Source organism: Comamonas sp. MYb21, from assembly GCF_037479395.1.
Taxonomy (GTDB): Bacteria; Pseudomonadota; Gammaproteobacteria; order Burkholderiales; family Burkholderiaceae_C; genus Comamonas.
Map to the genome: position 1 here is coordinate 28677 of NZ_JBBGZC010000019.1, position 13194 is coordinate 41870.

The window sequence follows — 13194 nt, forward strand, 5'->3', positions numbered from 1 at the left end:
TGGTATATTTCCAGACATAAAGCATCAATCCTTAAATAGGCAGATCACTACCGCTGCCATTGCTCTGGCCGGCCAGGAAATTGGCCTGCCTCTCAGCCTCAATCAGCCTATCGCGGGAAATTTCGGCATAGGCCAACTCGCGCTCGATGCCGATAAACCGGCGCCCGGTCAGGATTGCGGCCACCCCTGTTGATGCGCTGCCGGCAAACGGATCAAGCACCAGACCGCCAGGCACCACAGGGCGCACCAGCTCGCTCATCAGCTGCGTAGGCTTGCCGGTCATGTGGTGCTTGTCGTCTTGCCGCACCGTGGATTGAATGCAGCCATCAAATGGGCCGTCGTGTTCCAAGATCACCGCAGGGCCCTTGGTGCCCCACACCACGTATTCGCACTGATGGCGAAAGTAGCCTTTGTGCGGCGCGCGCGATCCGCGCCCCTTATCCCACGCAACAATGCCGCGCCAAAATACGCCACCAGCCTGCACCGCGTCGGTCATGACTGGCAGCTGCCGCCAATCGGTGAAGGCCATGAAATAGCCGCCAGGCTTGAGTACTCGCACGCACTCAGCGATCCACAGGGAACACCACACCAGATAACTGCGCTGGTCGCGAGAATCGCCGCCGAAGGACGGGTACCGGCCACGGTGGCCTGATTGGATGTACTTCGTTTCCGTGTCTTTGCTCTTGTCGTCACGCGAAAATCCGCCGCTGCTGTATGGCGGATCGGTAATCACGGCATCAACGCTTTCGTCTTTCATGGCCATCAGCAAAGGCAGGCACTCGCCGTGGATTAGCTGCCAGGGCGCGGGAAGGATGGGATCTGGTTTCATGTTTTTCTCAAAAAAATTGAAGGGGGCGATATCTCTTTTCAGTCTTTGCGCTCAACGGAATAGACGCGCATGCCGGTCACCCACTTGGCTTTTTCTTCCGCGTCTTCGCAGTTGGCGGCCTTGAGCTGCACTGACTGCAGCAGCTTGTTGCCTTCTTCGCCCTCTAAGTCCCAGGTGTTGGCCGTGACGGGATAGACGAACGCGCGATAGCTGCGCATGGGCTGGATGTTGGTTGCTTGGGTAATGGTCATAGTCGTGGTCTTTCGGTGGTGTTCAGGCAACCAGGCGCAGCTGGTTGGGGTGTTCGTCGGGGTTGGCCACAGCTTCGGCCTTGGGCTTGCGGCGGCGCTTGGCCTTGGCGGCTTCGGTGGCCAGACGCTCGCGCTCGGCCGCAAATACTGCGGCCAGGTGGCTGGCGTCGTGGCCGGTGCCCACATAGCTGCCAGGCTTGCGCTGGTAGGTGTGGGTGCGGGGCTCGGTGCGTTTTGCGTTCATGGCACTTACTCCTTTGGTTTATGGGTGGTGGTGGAAAAATCAGCGCGCTTTAAGCGGGGATGGGTCAGGCCGGCAATCAGCCCGAGAAGGATGCGATCGCCCATATCTGCAAATTCCAAAATCTCGCGCTTCATGGCCTGGCGGGCTTCGGGGCTGTCTTGCATGTCGTCGCACACGCGGCGGCCTGCATCCAGTGCCTGCTGCAACAGTGGGCTGATTTCGCGCACGCGGCGGCCCGGCTGGGGGGCGGAGGCGTTGATCTGGGCGGGGGTTTTGGTCATAGCCATGCGCCTTCCTCAAACTCGACGGCCTCGATTGCGGCCTGCAAGCTGCCCAATTCCTGCAATCGGAGGGTCAACAACTCGGTGTTTTGGGGCGCGTCGAGGCGGGCCGTACAGTTATTGAAACGAGTCCAAGCGGCAGGCAGAGCCTGCCGGGACGCGGCTGCACCTACGCCCTGCGCTTGGCCTTCTTCATGCTCTAAATTTAGGCCGTCCACTGCAGCACCTGCAGCAGATTCGGCGGTTTGAATAAAGGGCTTCCATGCAATGCGGCGGCTCACCAGGTAGCGCCCGCACATGCGCCCGCGCTGTGGTGTCAAGCCAATCAATCGCCCACATTTCAGTTCTTCACCGTATTTGTTGGCGGCGCCCTCTTCCACATGGCGGCGCACGGGGGCCAGGTGCCAGTCAGTGCGCTTGCGTGCATGGCCGCCCATTGCATCCATAAACTCGCACCAGTTGGCTTTGATCTCGCCATTGCGATGGCAGGCGCGGAAGGCCTGCACGGTTTGGCTGTCACCCTCACGGTCAAACAGCTCCAGCTGGTCATGCGTCACCCGGCGCAGCTCACGCCACACCGTGACCGATGGCATGCCGATGGTTTGGAATTGGCGAATGCCCCAAGTAGCGGCCCAGGCATCAACACGCAAATGGCCGTTGACGATTTCCGGCTTGGCCTTCTTCGCTGGCGTGGCACCGTCGATAGCCGTGGCTTGCCCTGCCTCGCCCTCAAGAGCTGGGGCAGTCATCCGCATTTCGATCAGCTCACCGTCCACCAAGTCGTAATGCTCAGCCAGCGCATGGTGGCCGACGGATTTGGATATGTACTTGGCCACGTAGCCAGCAGCACCACCGGACACCATCCGTTTGATGTTGACGCGGTTCTGCTTGGCGCCAGGCTCATCGCCGCCATCACTCAGCCAGTAGTGCCGAATGGTTTCTTCCAGCTGCTCAGCTTGGGCTTCCGTCTCCACCCAAAACAAGGCATGCCAGTGTGGGGTGCCGTCGTGGTGGGGTTCGGCCACGCGTAGGCCGTAGGGGCGAACGTTTTGGCGGTTAAGGCTTGCGCGGGTTTTGGTCCATTTGTCACGCAACCACAGCTGCGCATCGCGCGGTGTCGCGCCCCTGTAGTTCTTATTGCGCACCGGCTTGCCCCCGCCCACCGTGATGGGATGGAAGCGGCTTGGCGCTGTCAGGGTGACAAACAAGCCAACATGCGCCCGCTGGTCTGCATACTCTTCGGCGCCCCGGATACGGGTCATCAACTCGCCACCACGCACCAGCGGGTTGCTGGTGCCCAGGGCCGCCAGCTCGCCCAGATTGTAGACCTGGCCCGCTTCGTTGGTGAACAAAGTTTGCTGCAGCGTGGCGGCGTTGCGTGCCACCTGCTGGCGGCGGCGAGTCATACCGGCGTTGCTGACGTATTTGCCCTCACGCAAATGCACTTGGCCCATGCTGATAAAGCCAGCTTCAACCACGCGGGCTACATGACTGCGCAGGCGCTTGCGCCACCACTTTGGGTCTTTGGCCCGCTTGATAGCGGGCTCACCCTTGATAGGCTGCTCTTCGGTGATGCCGATCACGCGGGCGATCTTGCGCACCATATCCACACGGGCATGCAGCGGTACGCCTGCCACAGTGGCCCAAGCGTCCAGCTCCTCTACATCAAACACCAGCTTTTTAGCCCAGTCGCAGATCTCTTCGTCGCTCAAGTTAAACCGCAAGGCTGCACCGAACTTGTCTTCAAAGTCGGCCATAGCCTGCATGCGATCCCAGGCGCGGAAGCTCTCGGGTGCTTGCTGCAGTTCCCATTTGTCATAAGCCACCGTGCCGCGCTTGATGTAGCGCGCCGATTTATCCCCCTGGCGCTTGGGGTCGTTCTGTGGGGTCAGCTCCACATAGGCATAGCGCGTGCGCAAGGCCTGCTGCCACTCCACGGGCGCAGATTCCACGATCCGTTCCAGATGGGCGTCAGCCAGTGCGTGGGTTGGGCGGTTTTGCAACCACTCATGCACGCTATTGCGCTTGGGTTCTTGTCGGGGGATGGGGCTGACCATGGTTTAGACCTTGGTGGCCAGGGCCGTCAGCGGCAGCACATAGCGTTTGAACAAGCGCACCACACGCTTGATGGCTTCGCGCTCGGTGTCCGGCATTTCTTGCCAGGCGCGGCTGGCCAGGCTGTGCAGCTCGGGCTTGCTCTTGGCCCGCACGCCAGCCACGCGCAGCAGGCATTCGCGCATTTCAATGGGCAGGCTGCGCCATTCGGCATCGGCCGCATCGCGGTAAAGACCACCGCTGGCCTTTTTTGCAAACTCATCGCGCAGGCCATCGAGCATGGCCTTGGCTTCCTCGACAGTGACACCTTGATTCTTGAGCGGCGGCACTATGGGTGCAGGGCGCGAAGGCTTTCGCGTAGCAATCTCAAAGTCAGGCGCCAGGCATTGCAGCTGCGGCACATCGCGCACCGGCAGCATGCGCAGGCCATAGGGCAAAGCGGCTGCCACTGCGTTGGCTTCGGCTTTGTCTTGCTTCATGCGCGGGCCAGCCCCTCAACTGCAAAGCCACCGATGCGCACACCGGCTTGCTCGGCAATATCGCAGGCTGCATCCCATGCTGACCGCATGCAGCTGGCCAGAATGTGATGGGTGTGGCGCGTGCCGCTGGCGGCCAGGTAGTGCATTGCGTACATGCTCATCTCTAAAACTCCGTTTTTTGGGCAAAGAAAGCCCCTGCCAGGCCCGCAGGCCTTGCAAAAAAAATTGATCGGTGTAGGTGGTGTGGTTGCCGCTACAGAGCGGCTCGGGCGCTAGCTGCTTGCGCCCGTGGGCTTGTCGCCGGCAAAGAGGTCGCCCGTGATGGGCGGAGTGAATTGGGCGTCATGGTCCGCTTCGCCCGCGTTGTCGAGTACCACCCGCATCATGTCGCGGCGCACATGCGTGGACAGCGGCAGATTCACGGTGGGATCAGGTGTGGCGCTGGGGCTCAGCGTGCGCACAATCTCGGTGGTGGCCACAAAGGTGTGGCCGCATTCCACGTTGGTGCATTGGTAAATGGTTTCGCGCATCGTGGCGCTGACAGGCTTGCTGGTGCGGATCTCGCACGTCGCCTTGCAGTGTGGGCATTCCATACGGGTGCCCTCCATGCGCAGGCGGCGGCCCGTGTGGTTGCCGCGCGGCTTGCGCAGCTCGGCTGTTTTCAGCACTGCTTTGTGCAATGCCTTTTGTTCTGCAGTTGTGTGCATCATGGTGTGCCTCTGTGCCGTCGATATAGCCACTTTTGAGCCGCTCAAAAGCCGCTCACTGCTTGGCAAAGAACTGCACCTGGCCGCGCTGCTGCTTGTACTGCTGGAGGCCCAGCAGGTAGACAAAGCGCAGGAACGGCGCGGCATGCTCCAGGCCCAAGCTGTTGGCCATCTGCATGGCCTTGTGCTGCTCGGACGGGAAGATGCGAAGGCCCGCCAGCACATTGGGGTACTTTGCCGCCTCGCCAGCAGGCTTCGCGTCCACGCCGCTGCCAAAGAAGTACTGCAACTGATCCTCTTGGGCCTGCAGTTGCTGCCATCCCATCAGAAACACGGTGCGTAGGAAAAAGCCCCGGTTCCAGCACTTGGCACCGGCCAGGGTGTCGGCCTCCTTCATTTCCACTTCAAACAGGCGCATGCTGGCCAGCTTCTTGGTGGCCCGCTCCGCTTTGGCCACCAAGGCGCCAGGATTGCGGCCGCGCGCCAGTTGGGTCAGGCGCTCACGTTGGTTTGTTGCTGTTGTCATCTGCGCTCCCGGCTTGTGCCGTAATGTTGTTGATTGCCAGCTGCGGGCCCGGCCGCTTGCCGGTCATTGCCGCCACCATGGCGTCTAACTGCCTGCGGTTGAGCTGCTCGATAGCCGCTTCAATGCTTGGCAGCTGCATCGCCTGGCGGTACAGCTCCAGCTTTGCCAGCTGGTCCTTGCTGTAGCCGATCTGCTCGATGGAAAGCTGCATGAGTCATTGCCGCTTGTGTTGTGCGGGTGCCGCCAATTAGCAGGCGGCGCCGGCGCTGTGTTGGTGTGGAAGGTCACCCAGGCCCAAAGCCTCAAGCTCGTTATCCACCCGGCGCATCGTCATGTCGTAAACCAGCGTTGCCGGTTCAGTTTTCAGGCGCTGGGCCATCGCTTCCAACATGGCCCAGTCCTCTGGGCGGAATCGCACGGTCTTCTTGGCCGTGCGTGCGTGATCCGGGTTCTTGTATGCCATTTGCCAAGCCTCCCCGCCTAGGGCGGTGTCGTGTACCATCCCTAAAAGGGACGTAATTTGGTGTTACGGATGGATGATAGTTCAGAATTCTAAACAAAGCAACAATGAGTTCAAAAAAAGAAACTGAATCGCTTGAGGATTCCGGCCTCTCAAAGGGAATTGGTTCAAGATTACGAACCGAACTTGAGCGACTTAGCCTCAAGGCCGATTATTTTTCTGACATTGGCAAGGGCTACGCCAAAGGAACGATCTATGCTTGGGCGCGTGGAGACAACTCGCCCCCTGCTGCGTTTCTGTCTCATGCAGCTGACGCTGGGATGGATGTTCAATTCATCATCACCGGCAAGCGCTCAGCCGAAGGCCAAGATGTTTTAGCCCCTTCTCGTCAAGCACTCACCGGCCCGGCGCCCACTCCATCCCATTCAGACGATACGCTCTACATCCCGCTTCTCAGTGCAACCGGCAGCATGGGCCCAGGCAGCGAAGCACTTGCGGCTGATGTCGTCATGGGTGATGTTCCCATCTCCCTTACCTGGGTGCAGATGAACCTACCGCGCAGCCGGCCCGAGGCGTTGCGCCTGGTTCATGCATACGGCGACAGCATGCGCGGCACCCTGGAAAGCGGCGACTTTGCCTTGGTGGATACCGACATTCACTCGGTCGATATCGATGGGGTGTATGTGCTGGAAGCGCACCAGCGCCTATTTATCAAACGCGTGCGGCAGCGTATGGATGGAAGATATGAGATCAGCAGCGACAACCCGGCAATCAAGCAAACCGATATTCTGAACGGCGGCCACGAGGTGCGGATCTGCGGCATGGTGGTGTATGGTTGGAATGGGCGCAGGTTTTGAGAATGAAAGACAGTAGACAGATGAACTCGATAAAGACCATTGTGACCTCCGCCATGTTTGGCTGCACCAGCGTTATCGCAGCCGTCCACCCGGATGACCTTGCCGTTGCCAAGAAGCTGACCAGCACCGTCGATCTGGCCGCCATGTCCCTGCCTACCGCTGTGCGCCAGGGCGATATGAAGGACTACCGAAAATTTATCAGCGGTCCTGTGGAAGTGCAGCTGGAAAAAATCCATGCATTGCCGCAGCCTCGCCGCATGGAGCTGGTGAATTGCGTAGCCGCGGCTAGTGAGTTTTTGAACCGCGCGGGCGACAGCATGAAGGCCAAGAAGGTGAAGCCTGCAGGCAGCCTAGAGTCTGAAAGCCTCTCATCCTGCAAGGATCTGAAATAAGTCGAGCCATGCCCAAGACAAACATCATTGCCTTTGCATTGGCAACCGCTCTTTTCTCTGCCCTTGTCGGTTGCAGTGACTCCGACTCCAGCGTTACTAAAACAACCAGCCCTCAAACTCCCTCTACCGAAGTGCGTTTCGATGCTCCGGGTTGGATTACCGCCGTCGGCAGCCCAGTTGTCTATGAGTACCAACTTGATGATGGTCAAGGTGTGAACTTTCGCGCGAAAGATGGCCAACCACCATTCAAACTGGAATTTCGCAAAAACCGTGAACGCATAAATGTCGCTTGGACCCGCTTCTACGACATGCCGGAGTTCAAGACCGTTAACGACGAAAATAATCGATGGGCCTCCAACGTTCTTACCTACGCCCTCGGGGCCGAGAGCAGCAATCGCATCATGAGCGCTGAAAAGCCCCTGTCCTTTCAGCAAGGCAGATACAAGGTGGACGTTATGCCGAACAAGGGAAACTCACTTGTCACGATCTATCCCATAGCGCCTTAGCAGTCCAAAGAAAAGCCACTCAGAAGTGGCTTTTCTGTTTCTGCGCAACTTTAAAGTCGCATCAACTTTCATTCATTATCGTCATCATCAGCGTCGGCTGTTTTCGTGGGCGCGTCATCCTCGCCGTTCCGCTCCATCTCCAGCTTGGTGGTAAAGCCGCCATCACCAGCCAGCTCACTGGTGACCGTTTTTATCAACCAATCCTCGCCATCTATCTCGGCCTTGAAGCCGCTGACCTTGACCGGCGTTTGCACCGCCAGCGCCGGCTGGCCCATGGCCAGGCTGATTTGTAGCGTGGCCTGGCCGCGCACAATGCGGCCCATCTCGGCCTGCGCTGCCGCCAGCGCGTCGGCCTCTGTGGCATAGGTGTCTTTGAGCGTTTTCAGGTTGGTCTCGGTGCCCGCGATGGATGCCCGGCGCTGGCTTTTGTTGGTGTCCCCCCAATACGCCCGCACTCCGCTGTAACTGTCTCGCTCCGAGCTGTTGTAGCTGTGCTGGTCGCCGGCGCGGCGGGTCAGCACCACAGCGGGCATGGCCTTGCCGCTGGCGGTTGCTGCGCCGTTGATCGGCAGGAACAGCAGCACGCCCTTTTTGACCGTGGCCACGGCGTCATGCTGGCGGCCAATGCGCGTCAAAAAATGCACCGGGCTTTCGTTGGTCTGGTCAATGTGCTGCACTCGCTTGTTGGCCAGGCTTGCGCCCACCTTGGCTTCCAGGCCATTGGCCTTGGCAACGTCCTGCACGATCTGGCCCAGGGTGGTGCCGTGCCAGCTGCTGCTGGTGCGGCTGCGCAGGCCTTTGCCCAGGTTGGCACTGCGCGCCCGAATGTTGAGCGTGTCGGGGGTGCCGTTGTGGCTGATTTCGTCCACCGTAAACTCGCCCTTGTCCACCAAGTCATGGCCCACCCATCCCCAGCGCAATGCCACGATGGCGCCCTTGGGTGGGATGGCCAGCTTGCCGTCGTGGTCACTCAGCTCCACATCGAGCTGGTCGGCCTCTTCGCCGCGGCTCTCCGTCAACGCGATACGGATCAAGCGGCCATTGATCTTGGGCGTAATGTCTTTGCCGTTGATGGTCAGCAGGTAGGTGGGCTGGCGGTAGTCGCTGCCGGCATCCAGTGCTTCAGGTTGTGGGTTTGTCTCTGCCATTGCCATCACCATTTATCGTAATCATCGCCATTTAGCCACCAGTCCCAAGGGTCGCCGCCATACCAATCGTCATCGCCAGCACTGTTATCGGGGCCGGTGTCCAGGCCGCCAGACGGGTCTACCTGCTGCGCATCCACCCGCGCCAGGGACAGCGTAAATTCCACCTTGCGCGCGGCCCCTTCGCGGATGAACACGCTTCGCGTGGTGTTGAGGCTTTCAATCACCCAGGCTCCCAACGCCTCACCCGTGCCGGTACATAGGTTGTAGGCCTTGCCCGCATCGGCCATATCAGCCAGGCGGTCGAGCGACTTGCGGTCGCCCATGAACTCGGGCACCTGCAGGCCGGTCAACGTGATCTTGTCATCGCCCGGCCCCAAATACTGGCGCGCTGGGCGGTCGCCCACCCGGCTGCTGGTGGGGTGGCGCCATTCCTGACTGCGTTGCAGTTCGTTGTAGGCAAGAGTTGAGAGGCCAAACACAAATTGGCCCAGGGCTGCCATCATGGTTCATCGCTCCTAGTTGGTGTCATAGAGCGCGCTACCCATGCGTGCTGCCTTCGCGCGGTTTTGGCGGTCGATTTCAAAGCTCACAGCCCGGGCCACGGCCTTTTCGTCCATTCCTGGCGCTGCCGTTACGCTGATGTTGTTGGTGGTGGTGATGGTCGGGCCGGCAGCGGACGCAGCAGGCGCCATCGCCAACATGGGGGCCATCGTTGCATCGCCTGCACCTGGGCGCAGCGTATCCATGCCAGGCTTGCCCAGGGCGTCCTGCGGTGTCCATTTGCGATAACTCGGCTCCGAGCTTTCTTCACTACTGAACAACCCCACCACGGCAGATTTGGCTGCGTGGTATGCCTTGAGCACCATGGTTTTGACAAACTCATACATGCCCAAGGTGGCAGCATTCAAGCCCCACTCCAGCGCTGCACCAATCTCCTTTGCAAGGCTCCACCATTCGCCAGCCTTGAAATACTCTTTTATCTTGTCCCAATGCGCGTACACGCCCGCTGCTACACCAGCGATACCCAGAACAATTGCAGTCAATGGGTTGGCTCTGGCAAAGGCAAACACCAGCTTGAATAGGCCGATCAACCCAGTCTTGAAGACGGCCACAATGCCGCCCATCGTGCGCAGGGAGCTGAACGCGGCCACAGCGCGCGCGCTCATGGTGGTGAGCATGCCGGCAACACCCATTTTTCGGAAAGCCTGCCAACCTGCAACAAGCCACGCAACACCGCGCGCTGCAACTCCAGCGCCCGCACCAGCCTTGCCACCAGCGGCAGCGATCCCTAGCAGATTGAGAGCAAACCGGGCGGACAGGAAACGCAGCATCAGCATTGGCCCGAGCAGCGCTATGAGACCCATTCCTAATGCACCCCCAATCGTTAAAACCGCCGCCAGTCCGGCTGCAATCAACATCAATGTTTTAACGAGACGCGGATTCTCCACAACCCATTCTTTGGTTGCAGCAGCAAGGTCACCCAGCAAATTCAGCATTTGCTTGATTTCGGGGGCAATGCTCGCGCCTAGCTCTTTGAGCAGGTTGCTGTAGGCACCACCAGCGGCATCAGCCACATTATTAAGAGTGGACAGCTGCTCATTGACACGGGTTTGCAGGTCAGCTTGCTCCTGCATTTTCTGCACCGTTTGCTCGTAGCCTGCGAGGTTGTCATTGATCCATTTGGTCAACACACGGTTGGTCTCTGCGTCGTCACCCCAAAGCTCATTGATGACCGCCCCGCGCGTTTGAGTAGAAAGCGCCCGCAGCTTGTCGAGCTGCTTAAACAGCTTCGCCATACCGCCGAACTCACCTTTGCCATCTGTGAAGTCCAGATTGAAACCGGCCTTAGCTTTCTTCAAGGCTTCGTTGGCCTTGCCGACTTTCTTCTTGCTCATGGCGCGGTCGTAGATCTTGCGCACGGCGTTGCCGACTGACCCACCATCCTCCATGCCAGCCTGATTCATCATCACCGCCATAGGGGCCAGCACGCGCATGGCTTCGGCGCCCTGCACTTTCATCACATCCATCACGGGCGCTGCATTACCCATCGCCGACTGCATAAACGCCATGTCGGCGCCCAGATAGTTGGCGCGCTGCATAAGATCGGCAACCTCGGGCATTTCCTTTTCTGTTGCGCGCAAAGAATCTTGCATCTTGGCCATCTTGGCCGCTGCCTCGTCAGGCGCCACTTTCAGCAGCACACCCAGGTTCGCGGCGGATACGCCCAAACCGCCCAGCACTGCCTGGGCTGTCATACCTTCTTTGCGCAGCACAGTGAACATCTTGGTGAAGTCTGCCGTCGTGCCCGGCAACCTGTCACCCAGCTTGTTAGCCAACGCCAGAATGTGCTCGTATTCAGGCACCACGCTGCCGTCAGCCTGCATAAAAGAGACTTTCAGCTGCGACTGCGCATCCTCTGCATCGGCATAGGTGTTTACCGCTGGCATCAGGGTGGACTTGATCTTTTGGCCCGCCATCATTCCGCCTGCAGCTGTGGCGCCCCACATGCCTAGTTTGGTCATAGTCGTGGCGTGCTTATCCCGAAGCGCTGCCAGCCGTTCTTCGACTTGGCGCTGCTGCTCAAACTTGCGCTTTTGTGCATCGAGCTGGGTGTTGGTGGCCGCGATGTCGCTGGCCAGCTTGGTTTGGGCGAGTGACACCTTCCCCAAGCCCAATGCATTTACCTCAGTGCGCAACCGCATGACAGCGGCGCGTTGGCGCTCGTAGGCAGTGGCTTGCTGGGCAATCTCGCGCTGCTTGTCCGCCATCTGCTTTTTGCTGGCAGTCCCCTGCGCACGCATAGCAGCCATCTGCTCATTGAGGACGCGCAGTTTGTCGCGCTCTTGAATGAGCGCGGGCTTGGAGTTTTCTAACTTTTGAAGCAGGCGCTGCTGCGATTGAAGTCGCTTTAGAGCGGCTTCCGTTTCGCCGATTGCGCTGGAGGTAGCTTTACTACCCACCGCCATTTTTCGCAATGGCCCGGTGACCTTGTCAACTGCGGCCAGCAGAACTTCGAGACGCAGCTTATCAACCATGACGCCCCCTGGGCGCCATGCCGGTAGTTATTGCTTGTTTTGAACTGCGCGGTCGTAGTCGCGCACCAGCGCGTCGATGCGCTCGGCTTCGGCAAGATCGCGCAACTGCGCAGCCGAAGGCGCAGAGGCATTGGAATGGCTGTCTGCCTGGTAGCCATTGGCTCGCATTACGCGATTCATCACCGCCCCGCCAGCCAAGCCCGAAAAGTACATAAACATGAAAGCACCACCGAGCAATATCAAGATGCCCAGTACTGCCAATGTAAATATGATGAATCCGCTCATAGCGTGGCATCTTAACCCTTTCTCTCTGGCGGCGCGTTAATGGCGTTGTGCCGCTCCACCGCAAGGCGCCGCCAGCTCAGCAGCTCGCCCAGCTCCATTCGCTCCAACTGGTCAAGCGGCCAGTTAAATAAAAACGCTATGTCGGCAATGGCGTCCTCTACGCTTGGGCTTGATCCATGACCGACGTCGGCACCAAAAAACCGGCCACCCCCATGGCGCAAGCAACCAAGTCAGCCGGATCGAGGTTGTCGATATCAGGTTTGGTGAGGGTGGGCACCGTAATGCGTGGCAGCAATTTGGCAAGCGTGTCCACATCCATCTGCAGCACATCAGGGATGAGCAGGCCACGCAAATCAGCGGTGCGGGGCTTCATCAGCTGAATGCTCGCAATGAGGGTATCGCCGCGCTTCACAGGTTCTTGCAGCATGACGGTGGCGCACTTGCGGCCATTGACGGCGGTATCGGTTTGCTCAGCTGTTTGCATGTTCTATCTCCGGGGTATCAAAAAGACAGCGGGCGCACGGTGTGATGCGCGGCCCGCTGTAGGAACTGGGCGGCCCTGTCCCGAGGCACGCCCAGAAGCTTGGCAAAGCTGCGTTGGGTTGCAGGCTTAGATACCCAGCGCCGCGCGCACGGCGGCCTGGTTGTCTACACCATCAATTAATTCGATCATGTTCACAAAATCGATTTCGACAATGGTCTGGCCATTCAGCACTTCCTTGTAGTAGCTCAGCTCCATCTTGTAGGTGTGTTCGGTGGCTTCGCCCACCTTGGCCGATCCCTTGTCGATTTCGCTGATGCGGCCGCGTGCGACGATTTCCACCACATCCACCTGGCCGGTGTCTTCGTTGTCGATGGCGCCGGCAAAGCGCAGCATGGTGGCGTCATGGCGGCCGGCGCCAAAGCCGCTATGGCTGCCGTCAGCCCAGCCGGCCATCTTGTATTCCATGGACAGGGCGTCCATGCCAAAGTCCTGTTTCACCGGGCCGCCCATACCGCCAGCTTGGTAAGCCTCCATCTTGCGCGTGAGAACAGCCGGGGTTAGCTCGGGCACCTGGCCCAGGTAGCTGATACCGTCTTTGAAAACAGCAAAGTTTTTGAGTTTGCGTGGCAATGCCATGGTGTTGCGTCCTTATGCG

The 13194-nt window shown here is 59.4% G+C and carries 21 protein-coding genes; 3 read left to right on the top strand and 18 right to left on the bottom strand.

Annotated elements, in window-relative coordinates; genetic code table 11:
• Positions 1-31: 31 nt before the first annotated feature.
• The 11 genes from WH367_RS22775 to WH367_RS22825 form a co-directional block, all read right to left on the bottom strand.
• A complete protein-coding gene (locus WH367_RS22775; protein ID WP_339537796.1) occupies positions 32-829 on the bottom strand; it encodes a DNA-methyltransferase in 798 nt (265 codons plus the stop codon).
• Positions 830-867: 38 nt separating this feature from the next.
• Positions 868-1080, bottom strand: coding sequence for a hypothetical protein (locus WH367_RS22780; RefSeq protein ID WP_339537797.1), 213 nt, complete (start codon positions 1078-1080; stop codon positions 868-870).
• A gap of 22 nt (positions 1081-1102) precedes the next feature.
• Positions 1103-1324, bottom strand: a complete 222-nt coding sequence (locus WH367_RS22785) for a hypothetical protein (protein WP_339537798.1) — start codon at positions 1322-1324, stop codon at positions 1103-1105.
• A 5-nt stretch (positions 1325-1329) separates the two neighbouring features.
• Positions 1330-1605: a hypothetical protein gene (locus tag WH367_RS22790; RefSeq protein WP_339537799.1), complete on the bottom strand. Its 276-nt coding sequence runs from the start codon at positions 1603-1605 to the stop codon at positions 1330-1332.
• The gene (locus tag WH367_RS22795) at positions 1602-3662 is read right to left on the bottom strand and encodes a replication endonuclease (protein ID WP_339537800.1); all 2061 of its coding nucleotides are present in this window, start codon (positions 3660-3662) and stop codon (positions 1602-1604) included. The genes WH367_RS22790 and WH367_RS22795 overlap by 4 nt, the downstream gene beginning before the upstream one ends.
• A 3-nt stretch (positions 3663-3665) precedes the next feature.
• Entirely contained in the window at positions 3666-4139 is a 474-nt protein-coding gene (locus WH367_RS22800; RefSeq protein WP_339537801.1) for a hypothetical protein, read from the bottom strand.
• On the bottom strand, positions 4136-4300 hold the full coding sequence (locus tag WH367_RS22805) for a hypothetical protein (protein ID WP_339537802.1): 165 nt from the start codon (positions 4298-4300) through the stop codon (positions 4136-4138). Before WH367_RS22805 ends, WH367_RS22800 begins: the two co-directional genes overlap by 4 nt.
• 111 nt (positions 4301-4411) lie before the next feature.
• A complete protein-coding gene (locus WH367_RS22810; protein ID WP_339537803.1) occupies positions 4412-4849 on the bottom strand; it encodes an ogr/Delta-like zinc finger family protein in 438 nt (145 codons plus the stop codon).
• Between the two features lie 52 nt (positions 4850-4901).
• Entirely contained in the window at positions 4902-5372 is a 471-nt protein-coding gene (locus WH367_RS22815) for a hypothetical protein (RefSeq protein ID WP_339537804.1), read from the bottom strand.
• The gene (locus WH367_RS22820; RefSeq protein WP_339537805.1) at positions 5347-5583 is read right to left on the bottom strand and encodes a hypothetical protein; all 237 of its coding nucleotides are present in this window, start codon (positions 5581-5583) and stop codon (positions 5347-5349) included. Before WH367_RS22820 ends, WH367_RS22815 begins: the two co-directional genes overlap by 26 nt.
• A gap of 36 nt (positions 5584-5619) precedes the next feature.
• Entirely contained in the window at positions 5620-5835 is a 216-nt protein-coding gene (locus tag WH367_RS22825) for a hypothetical protein (RefSeq protein WP_339537806.1), read from the bottom strand.
• Between the two features lie 104 nt (positions 5836-5939).
• On the opposite strand from WH367_RS22825, the gene WH367_RS22830 reads away from it, so the two are divergent.
• From WH367_RS22830 to WH367_RS22840, 3 genes are read left to right on the top strand one after another with little or no spacing between them, the layout of a single operon-like run.
• Entirely contained in the window at positions 5940-6689 is a 750-nt protein-coding gene (locus WH367_RS22830) for a S24 family peptidase (protein WP_339537807.1), read from the top strand.
• Between the two features lie 20 nt (positions 6690-6709).
• Positions 6710-7081 (top strand): hypothetical protein, encoded by a 372-nt coding sequence (locus tag WH367_RS22835; RefSeq protein ID WP_339537808.1) that lies wholly within the window; start codon positions 6710-6712, stop codon positions 7079-7081.
• Between the two features lie 8 nt (positions 7082-7089).
• Entirely contained in the window at positions 7090-7587 is a 498-nt protein-coding gene (locus tag WH367_RS22840; RefSeq protein WP_339537809.1) for a hypothetical protein, read from the top strand.
• 68 nt (positions 7588-7655) lie between these two features.
• Here the strand turns inward: WH367_RS22840 and WH367_RS22845 are convergent, their stop codons facing one another.
• The 7 genes from WH367_RS22845 to WH367_RS22875 form a co-directional block, all read right to left on the bottom strand.
• Entirely contained in the window at positions 7656-8735 is a 1080-nt protein-coding gene (locus WH367_RS22845; RefSeq protein ID WP_339537810.1) for a contractile injection system protein, VgrG/Pvc8 family, read from the bottom strand.
• A gap of 5 nt (positions 8736-8740) precedes the next feature.
• Positions 8741-9238 carry a phage tail protein gene (locus WH367_RS22850; protein WP_339537811.1) on the bottom strand — a complete coding sequence of 166 codons (498 nt, stop codon included), beginning with the start codon at positions 9236-9238 and terminating at the stop codon, positions 8741-8743.
• Positions 9239-9250: 12 nt separating this feature from the next.
• A complete protein-coding gene (locus WH367_RS22855) occupies positions 9251-11770 on the bottom strand; it encodes a phage tail tape measure protein (RefSeq protein WP_339537812.1) in 2520 nt (839 codons plus the stop codon).
• 27 nt (positions 11771-11797) lie between these two features.
• On the bottom strand, positions 11798-12055 hold the full coding sequence (locus WH367_RS22860) for a hypothetical protein (RefSeq protein WP_339537813.1): 258 nt from the start codon (positions 12053-12055) through the stop codon (positions 11798-11800).
• 11 nt (positions 12056-12066) lie between these two features.
• Positions 12067-12276, bottom strand: coding sequence for a GpE family phage tail protein (locus tag WH367_RS22865; protein ID WP_339537814.1), 210 nt, complete (start codon positions 12274-12276; stop codon positions 12067-12069).
• Positions 12213-12539: a phage tail assembly protein gene (locus WH367_RS22870; protein WP_339537815.1), complete on the bottom strand. Its 327-nt coding sequence runs from the start codon at positions 12537-12539 to the stop codon at positions 12213-12215. Before WH367_RS22870 ends, WH367_RS22865 begins: the two co-directional genes overlap by 64 nt.
• Before the next feature lie 126 nt (positions 12540-12665).
• Positions 12666-13175 carry a phage major tail tube protein gene (locus tag WH367_RS22875; RefSeq protein ID WP_339537816.1) on the bottom strand — a complete coding sequence of 170 codons (510 nt, stop codon included), beginning with the start codon at positions 13173-13175 and terminating at the stop codon, positions 12666-12668.
• Positions 13176-13194: the final 19 nt, after the last annotated feature.

Coding starts and splice junctions, on each gene's coding strand:
- WH367_RS22815 (WP_339537804.1), bottom strand. CDS start 5,372: ATGACAACAGCAACAAACCAACGTGAGCGCCTGACCCAACTGGCGCGC.
- WH367_RS22775 (WP_339537796.1), bottom strand. CDS start 829: ATGAAACCAGATCCCATCCTTCCCGCGCCCTGGCAGCTAATCCACGGC.
- WH367_RS22830 (WP_339537807.1), top strand. CDS start 5,940: ATGAGTTCAAAAAAAGAAACTGAATCGCTTGAGGATTCCGGCCTCTCA.
- WH367_RS22860 (WP_339537813.1), bottom strand. CDS start 12,055: ATGAGCGGATTCATCATATTTACATTGGCAGTACTGGGCATCTTGATA.
- WH367_RS22825 (WP_339537806.1), bottom strand. CDS start 5,835: ATGGCATACAAGAACCCGGATCACGCACGCACGGCCAAGAAGACCGTG.
- WH367_RS22785 (WP_339537798.1), bottom strand. CDS start 1,324: ATGAACGCAAAACGCACCGAGCCCCGCACCCACACCTACCAGCGCAAG.
- WH367_RS22795 (WP_339537800.1), bottom strand. CDS start 3,662: ATGGTCAGCCCCATCCCCCGACAAGAACCCAAGCGCAATAGCGTGCAT.
- WH367_RS22875 (WP_339537816.1), bottom strand. CDS start 13,175: ATGGCATTGCCACGCAAACTCAAAAACTTTGCTGTTTTCAAAGACGGT.
- WH367_RS22820 (WP_339537805.1), bottom strand. CDS start 5,583: ATGCAGCTTTCCATCGAGCAGATCGGCTACAGCAAGGACCAGCTGGCA.
- WH367_RS22870 (WP_339537815.1), bottom strand. CDS start 12,539: ATGCAAACAGCTGAGCAAACCGATACCGCCGTCAATGGCCGCAAGTGC.
- WH367_RS22850 (WP_339537811.1), bottom strand. CDS start 9,238: ATGATGGCAGCCCTGGGCCAATTTGTGTTTGGCCTCTCAACTCTTGCC.
- WH367_RS22800 (WP_339537801.1), bottom strand. CDS start 4,139: ATGAAGCAAGACAAAGCCGAAGCCAACGCAGTGGCAGCCGCTTTGCCC.
- WH367_RS22855 (WP_339537812.1), bottom strand. CDS start 11,770: ATGGTTGATAAGCTGCGTCTCGAAGTTCTGCTGGCCGCAGTTGACAAG.
- WH367_RS22835 (WP_339537808.1), top strand. CDS start 6,710: ATGAACTCGATAAAGACCATTGTGACCTCCGCCATGTTTGGCTGCACC.
- WH367_RS22780 (WP_339537797.1), bottom strand. CDS start 1,080: ATGACCATTACCCAAGCAACCAACATCCAGCCCATGCGCAGCTATCGC.
- WH367_RS22810 (WP_339537803.1), bottom strand. CDS start 4,849: ATGATGCACACAACTGCAGAACAAAAGGCATTGCACAAAGCAGTGCTG.
- WH367_RS22845 (WP_339537810.1), bottom strand. CDS start 8,735: ATGGCAGAGACAAACCCACAACCTGAAGCACTGGATGCCGGCAGCGAC.
- WH367_RS22840 (WP_339537809.1), top strand. CDS start 7,090: ATGCCCAAGACAAACATCATTGCCTTTGCATTGGCAACCGCTCTTTTC.
- WH367_RS22790 (WP_339537799.1), bottom strand. CDS start 1,605: ATGACCAAAACCCCCGCCCAGATCAACGCCTCCGCCCCCCAGCCGGGC.
- WH367_RS22805 (WP_339537802.1), bottom strand. CDS start 4,300: ATGAGCATGTACGCAATGCACTACCTGGCCGCCAGCGGCACGCGCCAC.